12 protein-coding genes and 2 rRNA genes are annotated in these 14,881 nt (G+C 38.0%); 3 read left to right on the top strand and 11 right to left on the bottom strand.

Going from position 1 to position 14,881, the window contains the following annotated elements:
- The first annotated feature begins 115 nt into the window (after positions 1-115).
- Both ACMT7R_RS13760 and ACMT7R_RS13755 read left to right on the top strand, forming a co-directional pair.
- Entirely contained in the window at positions 116-556 is a 441-nt protein-coding gene (locus ACMT7R_RS13760) for an HIT family protein (protein WP_415312532.1), read from the top strand.
- A complete protein-coding gene (locus ACMT7R_RS13755; RefSeq protein WP_415312531.1) occupies positions 549-1,283 on the top strand; it encodes a glycosyltransferase in 735 nt (244 codons plus the stop codon). The genes ACMT7R_RS13760 and ACMT7R_RS13755 overlap by 8 nt, the downstream gene beginning before the upstream one ends.
- A 305-nt stretch (positions 1,284-1,588) precedes the next feature.
- On the opposite strand, the gene ACMT7R_RS13750 is transcribed toward ACMT7R_RS13755, so the two are convergent.
- Positions 1,589-2,023 carry a J domain-containing protein gene (locus ACMT7R_RS13750; RefSeq protein WP_415312530.1) on the bottom strand — a complete coding sequence of 145 codons (435 nt, stop codon included), beginning with the start codon at positions 2,021-2,023 and terminating at the stop codon, positions 1,589-1,591.
- Between the two features lie 57 nt (positions 2,024-2,080).
- Between ACMT7R_RS13750 and ACMT7R_RS13745 the strand changes: the two genes are divergently transcribed.
- Entirely contained in the window at positions 2,081-2,590 is a 510-nt protein-coding gene (locus ACMT7R_RS13745) for a hypothetical protein (RefSeq protein ID WP_415312529.1), read from the top strand.
- A gap of 271 nt (positions 2,591-2,861) precedes the next feature.
- On the opposite strand, the gene ACMT7R_RS13740 is transcribed toward ACMT7R_RS13745, so the two are convergent.
- The 10 genes from ACMT7R_RS13740 to ACMT7R_RS13695 form a co-directional block, all read right to left on the bottom strand.
- Complete coding sequence (locus ACMT7R_RS13740) at positions 2,862-3,014, bottom strand: hypothetical protein (RefSeq protein ID WP_415312528.1); 153 nt, start codon at positions 3,012-3,014, stop codon at positions 2,862-2,864.
- A 165-nt stretch (positions 3,015-3,179) separates the two neighbouring features.
- A complete protein-coding gene (gene dps / locus ACMT7R_RS13735; RefSeq protein ID WP_148687977.1) occupies positions 3,180-3,770 on the bottom strand; it encodes a DNA protection during starvation protein in 591 nt (196 codons plus the stop codon).
- An 83-nt stretch (positions 3,771-3,853) separates the two neighbouring features.
- Complete coding sequence (locus ACMT7R_RS13730) at positions 3,854-4,222, bottom strand: hypothetical protein (RefSeq protein WP_415312527.1); 369 nt, start codon at positions 4,220-4,222, stop codon at positions 3,854-3,856.
- 744 nt (positions 4,223-4,966) lie between these two features.
- On the bottom strand, positions 4,967-6,436 hold the full coding sequence (locus tag ACMT7R_RS13725) for a menaquinone biosynthesis decarboxylase (RefSeq protein ID WP_415312526.1): 1,470 nt from the start codon (positions 6,434-6,436) through the stop codon (positions 4,967-4,969).
- A gap of 405 nt (positions 6,437-6,841) precedes the next feature.
- Entirely contained in the window at positions 6,842-7,264 is a 423-nt protein-coding gene (locus ACMT7R_RS13720) for a DUF6659 family protein (RefSeq protein ID WP_415312525.1), read from the bottom strand.
- A 53-nt stretch (positions 7,265-7,317) separates the two neighbouring features.
- A complete protein-coding gene (locus tag ACMT7R_RS13715) occupies positions 7,318-9,093 on the bottom strand; it encodes a trypsin-like peptidase domain-containing protein (protein ID WP_415312524.1) in 1,776 nt (591 codons plus the stop codon).
- A 61-nt stretch (positions 9,094-9,154) separates the two neighbouring features.
- Positions 9,155-9,673, bottom strand: coding sequence for a dual specificity protein phosphatase 23 (locus ACMT7R_RS13710; protein WP_415312523.1), 519 nt, complete (start codon positions 9,671-9,673; stop codon positions 9,155-9,157).
- Positions 9,674-9,725: 52 nt separating this feature from the next.
- On the bottom strand, positions 9,726-10,715 hold the full coding sequence (locus ACMT7R_RS13705) for a DHHA1 domain-containing protein (RefSeq protein WP_415312522.1): 990 nt from the start codon (positions 10,713-10,715) through the stop codon (positions 9,726-9,728).
- Between the two features lie 301 nt (positions 10,716-11,016).
- Positions 11,017-13,986, bottom strand: a 23S ribosomal RNA gene (locus ACMT7R_RS13700).
- Positions 13,987-14,800: 814 nt separating this feature from the next.
- Positions 14,801-14,881, bottom strand: a 16S ribosomal RNA gene (locus ACMT7R_RS13695); the annotation flags it as partial.

Here is a 14,881-nt window from a genome sequence, read left to right as displayed (position 1 = left end):
TGTAAAAAATTTTCGACCTATTTAAAATGAACTAAATTTAAATCCTGATTGAGAAGAATTCACAGTTACCGATAATATTTAATGAATTAAATATTTCCAAAATTAAGATAATTGGATGGATGAAGCAAATGGAAATTGCATTTTTTGCAGAATCATTCGGAAGGATATACCTAATGCAATAATCTATGAAAATGATAAATTTCTTGCATTTATGGATAAATACCCTATTAATCACGGTCATACATTAATAGTACCTAAAGAGCATTATGGCAACATTCTAGAAATGCCTGCTGAAATTGTTGGTGAAATGTATTCTTTGATTCCTAAGTTAGCCAAGGCTATTACAAGCGTAATCGAAAGTGACGGTTTTAATATAAATCAGAATAACGGCAAATCAGCAAATCAAATAGTACCTCACGTTCACGTACATATTGTACCAAGATATTCTGCAGAAAAGGTCAAAGGTCAATGGCCGACTCGAAAAATTGCTAAAATGCAGGAATTGCAAGATCTTGCACGAAAAATTACAGAGAGTTTAGCGCACCAGCATGAATGAATTTGACATCACAATAGGAATCCCTACATATAACGAAGAAGCAAATATAATAAAATTCTTTGAAGTCCTAAAGAGTCAGGTAACCTCCCAAGACTGGTCCGTTGAAGTTATTTTCATCGATGATTCAGATGACGCTACCCCCCAAATCATTGAAAACCTAAGGATTAATAACCCAGAAATTAGCATACGCCTAATTCATAATACGACCAGGAAAGGAGCATCGCATGCATGGAATACTATATTCAGTGTTTCGAAAGGCAAGGTGCTGATTTTGTTTGATGCAGATATAACTTTGGGAGATAGTTGCATTCAAATATTGGCTAACAAAATTGACGGAGATGTAGGACTTTGTGCTTCCAATACCATTCCTATAAGAAAAGATAACAATATGTATTCCAATGCCGCCTCATTTATAGCGAATTGGCTTAGGTCTATGAGGTTATACGGTCTTTCGCAGTATACGACAATGGGCAGGGCGCTATCTTTAGATACTCATGTGGCTAAGAAAATATTAATCCCGGAGGAAACAATTGCAATCGATCTTTATGTTCAATGTATGGTAATGAAACAAAATAAAAATGTAGTCTATGATGACACTGCCAAGGTCTATTTTATCACCCCGAATAACCGCAAAGATTTTTTTAGCCAAATAGTTCGATCTATGAAAGGTTATGACCAAATAAAGGATATTATGAAGAGTTTTAATTTAGAAGCTCCCCCTCTGTAATTATAAAAGAATTTTTGAAAAATTCAATACAGTTTCCAAGAGGAGCAATTTCACTCCTACTTTGTTTCAGTCTTTTTCCACTATTTTATGCCCGGAATAGCTCCAAAGTTACGCACCTATGGGACATCGCACACAGTACAAAGCAAAAAGTTCATTAGAATAATTTTATTATGCATTTATTATTTTCATTAAAAGCACATAAAGTTTCTGTAACTAATTTGTGAACTTGAGTACATACTATGATTTGATACATTTGAGAAATCCAGTATGAGGATTGTATAACATTTTTATCGACTAGGCATTTCCTAGCCTGAGATGATAATTATACAGATTGCTAGTGTAGCAAGACACCCAAACAATGCGAGGGTTGTTTTCCACATCCCAATGTTTTCTTTCTCCCCAATATCCCAAATACCTCCTCCGGATTTAGGCACATTCCAATTCTTGATCATATCATAGCTATAAAATCTTGATAAATCAGCAGAAGGAATCCATTCGTCATTGATTGAATCAGAAGATTGAATAATATCGTTCCGAAGAGTCAAATCATATTTCTTTCTTGTATTTATGTCAGATAGTACCTCATACGCTTCTACGATTTTCAGAAACATTTGATTGGACTCTGAACTTTTGTTTTTATCTGGGTGATACTTTAGGGCCAAATGTCTAAACGATTTTTTAATATCAGTCGCGCTAGCATTATGATCCAGTTGAAGTATGTCATAATAAGTAACTGACACTGATATCGATATGTGCGACCCCAAAGATAAATATTCTTATGTAAACACGAACCTTAAATGCCTGAAAAATCATATTCATTGATTATAGGTAATGTGATGTTTTCAATACGTAAATTAATTGAAAAGTACAGCCAGGTAAAACATGATATTAGTGAGGAATCTAATGATTTATCAAAACGAATCAGAAATGATAAAAAGAGACCAAACCCACCTGAAAATCTTCAAAATATTTCAGAATTAGGAGAAAAAATCAGTAAAGATGCTCATGTGGTTCCCAACCCTACATGCGGCGTTTGTAGTTTTTGCAGATGTGAAATAAAGGCAAACGGTGTGCAGGCAAACTGGAAGTGGAATCTACAACCAAACACTCTTCTTTGCGCAGAATGTTATACTAAGAAGGGTAACGAATATGAAAAAATAATTAATTTTTGTAATTCTTGTCAAAAAAAATTAGGATTTATAAGATATAACCCGAAGCCCATTTGGAAGATGAGTGGACAAATGTGCAGGAAGTGCTGGGATTCCAAGAACACCTCTGAACAGAGCAAATCAGAAGGAAAGAAGTAATGTGATAGGAGTTGATATTGTTTGAGTTTGAATCTATTTGATTGGTACAAGTTTCAAAACGAAATATTCCTCTTATTCCGGCTCGTCTGAAATTTGATAAGGTTATTATTTCCTTTTGTGACTACTAATACTCAAGACATGTCTTGATATTGATAAAATTATTGTTTCCCTAAAATTTTTAGAAAAGTATGTATATGAACTAGAAAAATCTCGAATTATGCTATTAAATATTTACCATGGAAATACTATTTTTTGAGATTAACATGAAAGATCATCTCCAAAGCATTGAAACAATCCCAAGACCACTTATACACAAACCGGCATAAGCAACTTGGGGTACACTAATACTCGCAGCTCCTATTGCTAGTGCGATTCCTGAAATAGTCATCAAAATTTCGCCCTTTCTTCTACTCGTTAAATGCAAGTCAATCATCATTAAATTATGACTGGTTTATAAAAGGTTTCTTTTCAATATTACCGAAAATTCAATGCCAAATCGTATAGTAATTCCCTAATATCTTTAAATGGTTTTAATATTGATTGAAGTGTTCACTTGTCACAAATATATTGTAATTTATCCAAAAAAAGATTAAAGGTGGCTCAGATTTCCAGCACCAGAGGAATACGGTGATTGGCCTGGGAAATTTCGCCTAAAGTGTCCAGACGGTCTTTTTGACAACAGCTCAATAAACCATGCTTCGTGTTCAATTTCCTCTTGCATTATCCTTTGAGCGATATCATAAGTTCTGGGATCCTTACCTGCAGTCATGTCACAAACTTCTCCCCATGAACGGATAGCACATTGTTCTGCTTCGAGCAATACCTTAATGATAGAAGTCAAGTCTTTCCAGTTCTCTGGCAAGTAAGCATCAGGACACCCAGCCTGGGTTGCAAAGTCTCGAATATCACGGGGCAAACTACCACCTAATTCATATAGTCTTGGCACCATAGCTTCAAAATGATTTCTATCTTCAATTCTTGCATCTTCAACTATTTCTTTAATTCCCTCGCCATCGAGACCTGTACAATGCATTCTTAAAATAGTATAATAATAGTATGTCGTAAATTCTGCTCCCACTCCCTTTGTAACTAATTCCTTTAATCTCTCAACATTAACTCCATTTTTTTCTAAAACCTCCAAGGCAACTACATTTGGAACGTATTCATTATTTTCGGTCATCATCAAGCTTTAGGTAATTGAATATAAAAATATTATTGTAAAAGGATTTGTTTACTCATGATTAACAATAACATTTGTTTTATCTATTTTGTTAATTCATCCATTGAACCTAATCCCTCTCTTTCAATTAATTGAATTAAACATATGATAAAGCCTACGTGCGAACAATCATCTGAACTGCAATTTTTACATTGTGGAACGTTATCAATTATATCGACTATAATATCTTTTCCCAGGTATCTATCATATAGTTTCGCCCGAGTTATTTTTGGCAAGTCGATATTTTTTAATATCATAGGCGGATTAAGTTCATAGTCGTCTCCAATAAAAGATTTACAATTCATCCAATTAAGAAATGCAAACGTCCCTTCATCAAGGCCTTCACACTTTTCAACTTTCTTCATTTGTTGGCTATTCATTTTGAGTTTGATTTTGTCTGGGTCAGACATCATCTATCGGGATATAACATACACGTCATTCTAAGTTATAAAACTTAACTCTATAACGGACGGATTTGGATTTTCAGCCGGCATTGGAATAGACAACATAAGTACATTTAACCACAGGAATTATGAAAATATTAGTCATTTATGATGATCACATGTCAGGAAAATAAGGTGCAATATCATCTAATTCAAGAAAACCACTAAATGCGAAGTAATAAATTTTTTTGGACAATTCGTTTCCCAGACCATAGTTTGTGGCGGCACCGCAGGGATTTAGGATACGGTCATTGTGTATATTGTGTATATACAAACCCACGAATAAAAATTTCACGAGGTTTTTCAATACTCGGCAATACCTATCTGTGAAATTATTTATATTTAAGGTTTAACATAACCTCTTAAACCAGTCGTTTAGATTCATCAGGAGATAAGGTTCATAACGGTTTGTAAAGTAATATTATAGACTTTTTTGTATAGTTTTTCATTTCTTATCGCCCATTATCGGTGAATTGGGGAAAACTAGAATTAAAACAGATGATATCAGCCTTCCTTGACAATTCAAATATCTGAGGCAGTTTACTATCAAAATGAACCACTGTAAACTAATCGGTTGTGTTAGAATCGTTGTTTGAAGATTATCATTATACAAGAGGTAAACTTTATGACAGTAGCTGAATTAATTACGTCAATTTGTGATAACGATTGTAACGAAAGTGATAAATTCTGTATCTCAAACTAATATAACTAGATTTAAGATATTGTGGTATTTGGATCAAGTCCATATTGTGTCCACTTTCTGTCTACAAGATCCTTTGTTTCATTATCGACTGTTACCTCTTCTTGTATTTCCCTGAAGAATCCTTCTTCCTTCCACTTTGTAGTAGCATCTATTCCCATTTTGGAACCGTAATTAAGGAGAGGGGATGCTGGATCAAGAGTATCGGTAGGGACGTTCTCAATAATCATAGTATCTCTCTTTGGATCGGACTTGGTAGTTACGGCCCAAATAACATCTTCTATATTGTGAACATTTACGTCATGATCGACTACAATGAAAATCTTTGTCAGTGATAATTGTCCCAACCCCCATAATCCCATCATCACTTTCTTTGCTTGACCAGGATATCTTTTTCGAATCGATATAATCCCCAACCCTTGAAACCATCCCGATGGAGGCATGGAAAAATCTACTACTTCCGGCTGAAACATTTGTATTAATGGTAAAAAAGATCTTTCGATTACTTTTCCGAAATATGCATCCTCTAGTATAGGTTTCCCAACAACTGTCGTTAAATAAATAGGCTTTTTCTTGCACATTACCCCCTTTAATGTGAAAACTGGAAAATAATCTGGTGGGGTATAGTATCCGGTATGGTCTCCAAATGGTCCTTCAAGTTCCAAATTCGAGGGTTCCACCGTCCCTTCAAACACTATTTCAGCATTGGCCGGCACCTCTAGGTCAATTGTTCGACATTTGACCAGTTTAACCCCCTTTCTCCTAGAAATTCCTGCAAATAGGAACTTGTCCATTCCTTCGGGAACTGGGGCAATGCTACTAAAAATCGTTCCTGGGTCAGATCCAATTACTATTGCTACTGGAATGGGATTTTTAGATTCCTTAGAAATATCAAAGTGTAGGGCACCTCTCTTGTGTATTTGCCAATGCATTATTGCTTGCTTGTCATTTATGATCTGTAATCTATATACGCCAAGATTTCTGATCCCAGTGTCTGGATGCCTAGTAACAGTCATTCCAAAAGTAATAAATCTGCCAGCATCTTTAACAAATGATCTCAGAATAGGAAATCTGTTAAATGAAGCATTTTCTGTTTCAAAAATTTCTTGCACTGGACCATTTTCAACTATTTTTGGGCCATATTCAGAAATTTCTGACAATTTCGGTAACATTCGAATCTTGTTTAGGACTCCGGAAGGTATTTTCATTTTTGTCAACTCAACAATCCTATTTCCTATTTCAGAAAAATCTTTTATTTCTAGGGCAATTTCTAATCTTTTAACTGAGCCAAATGCATTACCTAAAATAGGTATATTGTATCCCTTTACATTCTCAAATAGAAGTGCTGGACTATTTTTAGAATACATCATTCTCCGCATTACCTCGGCGACCTCCAATTCAGGATCAACCTCCGTGCTAACTCTTCGTAATTCACCAATATTTTCCAATTTTTCAATGTATTCCGACAAGTTTTCAAAGGGCATCAAGGTTATTATTAATCAGTCCTATATAATATTCAGTCTGTCGTGAATGGTGTGAAAATAAAGTTTGATCATTTAAAATAAAAATGAAATATTAGTTTAATGACATGAACTGATCGTTTACCATATAAGTTGAGTAATACCCAATCATGATTATATTACCCGTTTAATTTATTCTCAAGCACCTGACGTCTATGGTCGTTATTTTATCACGCAAGGTCAGAATGGGAGCGACTATTAAACCAGATTAACTTGCATATCTTAAGATACTCATTATTTAGAACACGTTTAAGCTTTTCACTCTATTACAATTCATTTACCATTAAGACATACCTTTTTAAGTATTTGAACGAATGCGAAATCAAGTTCCCAAAAAAGTAAAAGAATTATTACAATGATCCTAAACTTTTATCCATGTAGTCTTTTTAAATTAGCTTTGCTGTCATTAATAAAAGGTATTATTTTCTTTGTAATGATCTCATGAAAATTAGAAACTTCCGGATCAAATGACAGCAACAAGACATATGAAAGTGTGCTATTTTCGTCAGTTATAGGAATCGTAGCCCTGATCAATTTCTCATATTTTGAACTTGCATATTGGATTTTTCCAAGCATAAATTCCCATCTTAAGCGTGTATATTGACGAGTCGCGGCTGTAATGGCATATTGAGCCCTTTCCTCAGGGGTCAGCAAAGGCATCAAATTTTCCCTTTCAGCAATGGATTCTAAAGCACCATCTTCATTGGCGATGCCGGCAAACCTTATAGATGAATCTAAACTTATAATTTGTTTACAAAATTGATTAAATTCATCTTCATTCTTTGATTTCATACTCTCAAATCATATAATCTTACTCCCTTTATATATGGTAGTTCATAGAATGTCTATCGTATTATTATCATAGAATCACATATTTCCTTTGGTAGTATTTTTAGACAGGATTCTAGGAACTGCTCAAGTGACTGAGATGATAAGGGATTTTGATCTGATGGATCTTGAATAGACTCTTCAAGTTCACGTTGACTTTCACTCACTTTCTCGATAATTAGTGAGAGGGTCTTGTAATCTCCATCCCTTAGAATAGTAATGGTAATTGAATCGCCAATTTTTTTCAATTTTAAATATTCTTGTATATCATCTTGCGTCTTAATTGAGTGATTATCAATTTTGGTAATTATATCGCCCCCTAATTCAACTAGAGTACCATTAATTTCATTTACTATATACCCTCCTCTCAAATGGGCCTTTGAAGCAGAACTATTTTCAATTATGCTTGTGATAAGAAAGCCATCTGAATGGTTAAGATTGAGTAAATTGGCTATTTCCGGGGTTAGATCCAAGCCGAGAATTCCTAATGCAGGCCGATTTAGATAGCTTTCGTGAGTAGGTCTAGATGTTAGATTCATTGAAATCTCTTTTTCAACAAGGTTTGGACCCCTGAGTATTGTCAAATTGACATTTTCTCCGATGGTCTTGTGGTTCTCTAGATAGGACAAAATATCGTCAACTTTCCTCACTGATTTATCGTCTATATGGGTGATTATATCGCCTCCAATTTTTAGTGGAATGCCATTAACTTGTACTGTTTGATTTCCGCCTATTATTCCTGATTGACTGGCTGGGCTACCATCTGTAACATTAACGACCAAAAATCCTATTGCTTCAGGTAATTTAAGCATTTTAGCAATTTCTGGAGTAATGTCAAAACCATTAATTCCAATGTATGGATGCTCATATGAACCTTTTTTAATCAACTCAGGAACGATCTTAATCAAAAAGTTTGATGGAATTGCGAAACCAATTCCCGAATACACACCAGTATTTGAAAAAATGGCAGTATTGATACCAATCACCTTACCATTCATATCAATTAGCGGACCACCTGAATTTCCAGGATTTATAGCAGCATCTGTTTGAATTATATCAGGTATAGAGAAGGAGGGAGATGGAATTTGACTTAATTTATTCTCGAATTCCTTTGGAGGAGATTCATCTTGTCCTCCGGCGGGCATTAACCGACCCAATCCACTTATGATTCCTTCAGAAAGTGATCCAGATAGCCCAAATGGATTTCCGACTGCAACTACTTTTTCCCCAATCCTTACAGTTGAGGAATTTGCTAGTTCTAGCGGAATAAGTTTTGAACTGATGTTTTTGTCCACACCAGACAATTTTACAACGGCTAAATCAGAATATGGATCAGCCCCAATTATCTCCCCCTCGTACGATACCCCATCCAAAAAGGTTACGTATGCTTTGTTATTCTTGGAGCCATCTACAACGTGAAAATTAGTAATTATATGACCCAACTTATCGTACACAAATCCAGAACCTAATCTGGAAGGATTAGGTTCAACGCTTTGAATGCTGCCTGGTTCGGTAATCTGAACTACAGACTTCTCAACTTTTGAAAAGAGATCAGGTAACGAATCGGCATAGTTTAGCATTTTATCTTGTGATTCATTAAACGATTTGACTGCAGTGGGAGACGATCCATTATCAATCTCAAATCCCACTAAACTTAATTCTGTAAAACCATAGACATTCGTTCCAAATACCAAATTGAAAACAACAAAGCTTATCAACAAAGCAAATCCTAGCTCCAAAAATCCTAAGTCTTTTTTGAAATTAGTAACGTTGCAATCAATTTTGCTTGACACATTCATCACTTTATCAAGCATTTAATATCAATTTAAGTATTGTATGTTTTCAAATGTCAGGTCATTTCCTTGTGAGATACTTATAAAATGTATTTATTGCCATTTCTTGTCTCTCAGATTGAATGGAACCTGGTCTCATTCCTCTTAATTTTTTAACTGCTTCCATGGGAGTTAAGCCATCGTTCTTTATGAAGTATGCTGCAAGGACAGTTCCAGTCCTTCCTTTGCCAGCAGCACAGTGAACTAACACGGGTTTATTAGCATGGATTTTTTGCTCAATATACTCAACTACCTGATGAATTTCATCAACAGTTGGAGCATTATAATCATCTGTTTTTAAAAAGTAATTTTCTAATTCCCCGTATTGAGAATCTATTTTCTCAAACCAAATTTTTGGTAATGGTATTTCCCTAACGGTTATCAAGCTTCTTATTCCGTTTGAAGCAAGCCATGTCAACTGATCAAATGACGAAGGTAAACCACTCCCCGCAAGTTTTTGAGGAACAACCCAACTGAAATTAGTAGGTCTTTCTACGAAGCGACCATGAACTTTCCTGTAAATTTCTCCTATTTTAGTCATCTAGATATTGTCCTAATTACGATAAAACTCTTTAAGAGTTTTTCAAATCATCTTAACGGATCGATTCATCTAGTCTTTGCAAAAATTTATGAAAACCTTCCGTTGGTATTACAGCTCCGCATGCCTTATCGTGACCTCCACCACTACCACCGAAATCCATTGACAAATTATTCACCAACTTTCCTAAATGAATCTGACAATCCTTTGATCCCCTTATAGATAATATGTAGGAATTAATAGTCGACTTCATTTTAAACGCAATTCCCACCTTCTTTCCTGACAAACCCAACACAAAATTTACAATCATACTAGAGGAAAGATCGAGATCGTGTTCAAAATAGGAAATGTTATTGAGATGAGTTGATTGTTTCTCGATCAAACTAATAGCATTTGCTACCTTCCCTGAGAACTGTCTAACCAAATTGCAGCTATTTTTTAATTCATGAGGCATTTTTCCTTTTGAAATTTCCTTAGAGATTAATTTTAGAAAATCAATATCTTTTTGGGATGCTGATATAATATATGAAAGATAACATGCTTCCAACATCAGGAACGTTCGATCAAACTTATTTACCAACACTTGGGCCCTTGGACGATCTTCCATATAATCGGTCAATGCTCCAGCTGCGGCAAAAAATGAGAATACTTTACTAATACGATTCTTAAGCAGATAATAAATCTGCACTGATGTACATTCGCCAATGTTATGTACTAATTTAATCCCAATTTCAGTAATTTGATTTTCTAATTCGGGTTCAAGGTAATGATGATCGATATAGATCACTTCAATATTGTTTGAGATCAATACCTTTAACTTTTCTAAAAATAATAACTGATTTTTCATATTCAAACCAACGTCGCAAATGAAAACTCTTGTAAATTTCTTATCCTTACTACAAATAGAGATTACATAGTCCAATGAATTTAATAAATTTGGATAATCTACCAAAAATAAATTCTTTACTTTCAAACCTTTTTGTAATAGAGCGGCCGAAACTATCCCATCAACGTCTTCTTTGTGGGAAATACAAATACTTTTCAATACAACGGAGGTTTAAATCTCATTTGTTATTTAGATGTTTATATTACTAAAGGTATACATAGAATCTATGGTAGATCCGCTCCGGGTTCAACAACAAGTGATAACATACTATTCTCGTAACCAAAATAAGAAAAAAACCAATTAAAATAATCATATCACCTAACTACGCACACTAGTTTAGATCCCTAGTAGAAAAATTTATTCTTTACGCACAACTTAGTAACGTATTATTGATCTAGTTATGATACCTTCTTTTGAATGCATATCGTAGTCTGTTACCAGCTCTTTATAGATTTACTTGATTCAGGTGCGTTGGGCTATTGGTGATGGCAGGCTGAATACCTCGCCCGAAGGCTTGATAATTACACCTCCATTCCATCAACGCCATCTTCTATGGCCGCCCTTCTCCTTACGGAAGGTTGTCTTTTCTCGGGAAAGGCTTCCTCCTTAGATGCTTTCAGGAGTTATCCTAAACAGCTTAGCTGCTCAGCTTGCCCTGTCGGACAACTGATAAACCAGAGGCTGCGCTGCCCTGTTCCTCTCGTACTAGGGGCAACTTCCCCTCAGACAACCACGCCCCTGTCAGGCAGAGACCGACCTGTCTCACGACGGTCTAAACCCAGCTCACGTTCCCCTTTAATGGGCGAGCAGCCCCACCCTTGGCTCCTGCTGCAGAACCAGGATGGGAAGAGCCGACATCGAGGTACCAAACCGCGGGGTCGATGGGAGCTCTCGCCCGCGACGAGCCTGTTATCCCTAGGGTAACTTTTCTGTCACCACCAGCCCCCAATAGTGAGGACATGATGGATCGCTAAGCCCGGCTTTCGCCTCTGAATCCCGTATCATTGGGAATCCAGTCAGACTGGCTTTTGGCTTTGCCCTCACCGGCGGAGTTCTGTCCCGCCTGAGCCAATCTTTGGGCCCCCTCGATACATTTTCAAGGGGGTGCCGCCCCAGCCGAACTGCCCACCTGCCGATGTCCCTGATAAACAGGTTAGCGATACGGTAACAAATGGCTGGTGTTACACTTTTGCCTATGTCAGTCCCGGAGAACTGACCTTAACGGCTCCCAGCTACTCTCTGCATTTGCAACCATATCGCAACAACAGGCTGCAGTAAGTCTCCACAGGGTCTTCTCTCCCCGACAAAGAGGTTCGAGGACTGTTTCGCTCCCCGTTATGTGGCTTCACCGGGTTGTAGGCAGGGACAGCGGGGCCCTCGTTGTTCCATTCATGCACGTCGGAACTTACCCGACAAGGCATTTGGCTACCTTAAGAGAGCTCAGACTTACTCCCGGCGTTTAGCGGCCCTTAGCCCAGTTGAACCCAGGTTTTAGGTACCGCCACTGGCCAGGATACAGAGGCCATACACATCCTTTCGGACTAGCGACCACCTGTGTTTTTATTAAACAGTCGGGACCCCCTAGTCACTGCGACCTGCAGTCCCTACTCCTCGTAAAAACTGCATGGCACTCCTTACACCCGACAGCACATGCCAGCGATCCTGCTGAGCTCCCTTGCCATACGGTAATACCCGATAGACCTTAGACTTCTCATCCAGGGCACCAGTGTCGGATCTCGGGTACGGGCTCTGAAAGTATCTTCCTGATTTCTGCTTCTCATTGTCTCCTGGAATCAAGTAAACCCTTCTTGTGAAGGTGATTCGCATCTCGCCTCAATTCTCGCCATTACGGCACTCCTCGAAGGCTCGAAGTACTGGACAGAACGACGGTTCTGCTTACCCTATCCAAGCGACAAAAAAGGTATAACTAACTTTCAAGGCACTGGAATATTAACCAGTTTCCCATTCAAACAATTCTGTTGAGGTTGTTTTTAGGACCGGCTAACTCCCCGGCTGATGACGCATTGCCGGGAAACCCTTGCCCATGCGGTCGCCGAGATTCTCACCCGGCTTTGCTGTTACTACCACCAGGATTGCACCAGCAGTTCGGTCCACTGGACTTTACAGCCCAGCTTTTACCCGAAACACTACGCCCACCTACCACGCACCGGACATCGTCGGTGGTCTAAAGATTGGTAGTCTACTTGAGCCCCGTACATTTTCGGGGGCTTTCGAGCTCGGCAGGTGAGCTGTTACGCACTCTTTGAAGGGTGGCTGCTTCTGAGCCTACCTTCCTGCTGTCTTTGCTCGAAAACACCCTTTGGTTTGACACTTAGTAGACATTTGGGGACCTTAACTTTAGTCTGGGTTGTCCCCCTCTCGGTTATGAGGCTTACCCCACATAAACCCGCCTCCTAGTTTCTACGACGCTTGCACATTCGGAGTTCGAATGGATGGCGGCTGCTCTTTCTAAGCCCTGACCGCCGATTGGCGCTCGGACATAAACAATCTCAACTAAGGCAGGACTGCGATCACTTCGGTGGGAACTAGCGATCACCGGACTAGATTGGTTTTTGACCCGGAATTCCAGATCAGGGGACCGATCTGCACGTCAGGACCCTTGCAGACCTCCAGCGAGTCTTTGCTCACCTTCGTCTTATCCAGGACGAGATCGTCCGGTTCTAGCCTTACTGCCATTACTAAGACCCTTTCAGATCCATTGCCTCTTTTTGAAAAAAAGAAAAAATGCGCAAATTCGGTTTCCCTTTGCTCTTCCCTCTGTTAAAGGTTAAGCTCGCCATGACAGCAATCTCCCTGGCCCGTGTTTATACTGAACGTATACCTTAGAATTCCTTTCGAGCCATACACGTCTGTAACCGATTGGTTTCAGGCGCTTTTAACCCCCCTTCCGGGTACTTTTTCAACGTTCCCTCACGGGACTAGTATTCTATCGGTCTTGGTGAATATTTAGCCTTGGATGCTACTTTCACCCATCTTCACTGGCCACTGCCAAGGCCAGCTACTCTGAATATGGCAGAATCCTGCTTTCGTTCGCCTACGGGGGTATCACCCTCTATTCCGGTACTTTCCAGTACACTTTAGCTGTGATTACAGGATCCTATACGCCATACCCGTAACACCACATCTCTATTACGTTACCGTAACAGATTCAGTTTGGGCTATTCCGCTTTCGCTCGCCGCTACTAACGGAATCTCAATTGATTTCTTTTCCTCGTCCTACTCAGATGCTTCACTTCGGACGGTTCGCTCTCCCAAGCTAAAAGAAGCAAGGGAGTGTATAGAGAGACCTCATTCGGAAATCCCGGGGTCGTCGGTCGCATGCACCTAACCCAGGCTTATCGCAGCTTGCCACGTCCTTCATCGCTTACCAAGCCGAGTCATCCACCAATCGGCGTCTTTGCACCAGTCCAGTATATTTTTTTATTTGATTGATCTAGTCTAATGATGATGATTATATTATTTCGTTCGTTCCACTTGTGGTAGAAGTCTAATTCTTGTTTTTTATCGAGTGTATGTATGTATGTATGTATATTTCTGTCTGTCAGTTTGATAATCTATATTTTGTTTGCTGTTTGCACTACAACTACGGTACAATATTCAAATCAAGGTATCAACATTAAATCTAGAATCCGCGTACTAAATTGTTATTACGCGAATAAATTTATCTTGAAATCTTGTATTATATATTGTCGTATTTATGGTGTTATTATTTTTTTAATTGGAGTTTTTCCTATACACGATGATCATTGTAAACTCACGCTTACTACATCAACTTCATCCTTTGTCAGTCGCACTTTTTTTTCTTTCACTCCTCGCGTCAGTCGACGTTTTGACAAAGAATTGCATCCGGTTGTTATTATTACCTACTTACTTTTTTTTGTGTTTGCTGACACTGTTACTATTTTTTTATCAGGAATTGATCAGATAGATGATAATTATGATGATGATATACTATTTTGTGATATTTACACAGATGTCACAATATCAGAATAATCGTGCACATATATAGTTCTTCAATCGATCAATCGATCAATCGTTAGATCAATCAAGCAATTGATAGTTAGTTTTTCAATCAACATACGTGTGAAAAATGAAGGAATTGTTGGATTATTTATTATTTATTTGATTTTGTTAGTATAAAATTATTGTATAAATAGTCTCGCAGATTAGAAGACCTTGCAATCTTCTAACCCGCTACCCTAATCTACACAATATTATATCTAAGGAGGTGATCCGGCCGCAGGTTCCCCTACGGCCACCTTGTTACGACTTCTCCCTCGTTGCTGACCCCAGGTTCGATAGTA

It is taken from the genome of Candidatus Nitrosocosmicus sp. FF01 (assembly GCF_047711275.1).
In the GTDB taxonomy this organism is placed as follows: Archaea; Thermoproteota; Nitrososphaeria; order Nitrososphaerales; family Nitrososphaeraceae; genus Nitrosocosmicus.
Note: the sequence above shows the minus strand (reverse complement) of the source record. Positions and strands in the feature narration are given on the sequence as shown.

What these genes read in the sequence shown, in the direction of transcription:
- ACMT7R_RS13760 (WP_415312532.1), top strand. Translation starts at nt 116, where the DNA reads ATGGATGAAGCAAATGGAAATTGCATTTTTTGCAGAATCATTCGGAAG.
- ACMT7R_RS13755 (WP_415312531.1), top strand. Translation starts at nt 549, where the DNA reads ATGAATGAATTTGACATCACAATAGGAATCCCTACATATAACGAAGAA.
- ACMT7R_RS13745 (WP_415312529.1), top strand. Translation starts at nt 2,081, where the DNA reads ATGCCTGAAAAATCATATTCATTGATTATAGGTAATGTGATGTTTTCA.
- dps (WP_148687977.1), bottom strand. Translation starts at nt 3,770, where the DNA reads ATGACCGAAAATAATGAATACGTTCCAAATGTAGTTGCCTTGGAGGTT.
- ACMT7R_RS13730 (WP_415312527.1), bottom strand. Translation starts at nt 4,222, where the DNA reads ATGATGTCTGACCCAGACAAAATCAAACTCAAAATGAATAGCCAACAA.
- ACMT7R_RS13725 (WP_415312526.1), bottom strand. Translation starts at nt 6,436, where the DNA reads ATGCCCTTTGAAAACTTGTCGGAATACATTGAAAAATTGGAAAATATT.
- ACMT7R_RS13720 (WP_415312525.1), bottom strand. Translation starts at nt 7,264, where the DNA reads ATGAAATCAAAGAATGAAGATGAATTTAATCAATTTTGTAAACAAATT.
- ACMT7R_RS13710 (WP_415312523.1), bottom strand. Translation starts at nt 9,673, where the DNA reads ATGACTAAAATAGGAGAAATTTACAGGAAAGTTCATGGTCGCTTCGTA.